The 2,493-nt window shown below is 56.6% G+C and carries 1 protein-coding gene; it reads right to left on the reverse strand.

Annotated elements, in window-relative coordinates; all coding sequences use genetic code 11:
• The coding region (rpoC, locus tag CFE47_RS31070) for a DNA-directed RNA polymerase subunit beta' (protein WP_286843006.1) at positions 1-2,493 on the reverse strand (2,493 nt) is incomplete at both ends.

The raw sequence follows: 2,493 nt of genomic DNA on the forward strand, positions 1-2,493 counted from the left end.
TCGTGATGCCTTCTTCCATGCCCACGTAGGTCACGGTACCTTTCATTTCGGTAACGATTGGGTGAGTGTGCGGATCCCACTTGGCCACGATTGCGCCAGCGTCGACCTTGTCACCTTCTTTAACCGAGATCACAGCACCGTACGGCAGCTTGTAACGCTCGCGCTCACGACCGTAGTCATCAGCGATTGCCAGCTCACCGGAACGAGACACAGCAACCAAGTGGCCATCCACTCGCTCAACGTGCTTCAGGTTGTGCAGACGGACGGTACCGCCATTCTTCACCTGAACGCTGTCGGCTGCGGAGGTCCGGCTTGCCGCACCACCGATGTGGAACGTACGCATGGTCAGCTGGGTACCCGGCTCACCGATGGACTGGGCAGCAATAACGCCGACCGCTTCACCGATGTTCACCTGGTGACCACGAGCCAAGTCACGGCCGTAGCACTTGGCGCAAATGCCGTAACGGGTTTCGCAGCTGATCGGCGAGCGAACGATCACTTCGTCGATGCTGTTGAGTTCGATGAACTCGACCCACTTCTCGTCAACCAGAGTGCCGGCAGGAACGATAACTTCCTCGGTACCTGGCTTGAATACGTCACGGGCAATAACACGACCCAATACGCGCTCACCCAGCGGCTCTACAACGTCACCGCCTTCAATGTGCGGAGTCATCAGCAGGCCGTGCTCGGTGCCGCAATCGATCTCAGTTACAACCAGATCTTGTGCAACGTCTACCAGACGACGAGTCAGGTAACCGGAGTTAGCGGTTTTCAACGCGGTATCCGCAAGACCTTTACGAGCACCGTGAGTAGAGATGAAGTACTGAAGTACGCTCAAACCTTCACGGAAGTTCGCAGTGATCGGCGTTTCGATGATGGAGCCGTCCGGCTTGGCCATCAGGCCACGCATACCGGCGAGCTGACGGATCTGCGCAGCAGAACCCCGTGCGCCCGAGTCGGCCATCATGTACATCGAGTTGAAGGACTCTTGGTCAACTTCGTCGCCGTGACGGTCGATGACTTTCTCTTTCGAGAGGTTGGCCATCATCGCCTTGGAAACTTCGTCGTTCGCCTTGGACCAAAGGTCGATTACCTTGTTGTACTTCTCGCCCTGGGTTACCAGGCCGGAGGCGTACTGGCTTTCGATCTCTTTCACTTCATCAGTAGCAGCGTTGATGATGCGGGCCTTTTCATCCGGGATAACGAAGTCGTTAACACCGATGGAAACGCCGGAGATGGTCGAATAAGCAAAACCGGTGTACATCAACTGGTCAGCGAAGATCACGGTCTCTTTCAAACCAACCACGCGGTAGCACTGGTTGATCAGCTTGGAGATCGCCTTTTTCTTCATTGGCAGGTTGACGACGTCGTACGACAGACCTTTTGGTACAACTTGATACAGCAGCGCACGACCGACAGTGGTGTCGACGATACGGGTGCCGCTCACGCTGCCGCCATCACGGTCGTTGACGGTTTCGTTGATCCGCACTTTGACCTTGGCGTGCAGTGCGGCTTCGCCAGCACGGAACACACGGTCAACTTCTTGCAGGTCAGCGAACACACGACCTTCGCCTTTGGCGTTGATCGCTTCACGCGTCATGTAGTACAGACCCAATACAACGTCCTGCGACGGAACGATGATTGGCTCACCGTTGGCTGGCGACAGAATGTTGTTGGTCGACATCATCAACGCACGCGCTTCCAACTGAGCTTCCAGTGTCAGCGGTACGTGCACGGCCATTTGGTCGCCGTCGAAGTCGGCGTTGTACGCAGCGCAGACCAGAGGGTGCAGCTGGATAGCCTTACCTTCGATCAGTACCGGTTCAAACGCTTGGATACCCAGACGGTGAAGGGTCGGTGCACGGTTGAGGAGAACCGGGTGTTCGCGGATCACTTCAGCGAGAACGTCCCAAACCTCTGGCAGTTCGCGCTCGACCATTTTCTTGGCCGCTTTGATGGTGGTCGCGAGACCGCGCATTTCCAGCTTGCCGAAGATGAATGGCTTGAACAGTTCAAGCGCCATCTTCTTAGGCAGACCGCACTGGTGCAGACGCAGGGTCGGGCCTACGGTAATAACCGAACGACCGGAGTAGTCAACACGCTTACCGAGCAAGTTCTGACGGAAACGACCTTGCTTACCCTTGATCATGTCAGCCAAGGATTTCAGAGGACGCTTGTTCGAACCGGTAATAGCGCGGCCACGACGGCCGTTGTCGAGCAAGGCATCGACAGCTTCTTGCAACATACGCTTTTCGTTGCGCACGATGATGTCCGGAGCGGACAGGTCAAGCAGGCGCTTCAAACGGTTGTTACGGTTGATCACGCGGCGGTACAGGTCGTTGAGGTCGGACGTCGCAAAACGACCACCGTCCAACGGTACCAGCGGACGCAGGTCTGGCGGCAGAACCGGCAGAACGGTCAGCACCATCCACTCTGGCAAGTTGCCGGAACCCTGGAAGGCTTCCATCAACTTCAGACGCTTGGACAGCTTCT

Source organism: Pseudomonas sp. PGPPP1, assembly GCF_002255865.1.
In the GTDB taxonomy this organism is placed as follows: domain Bacteria; phylum Pseudomonadota; class Gammaproteobacteria; order Pseudomonadales; family Pseudomonadaceae; genus Aquipseudomonas; species Aquipseudomonas cremoris.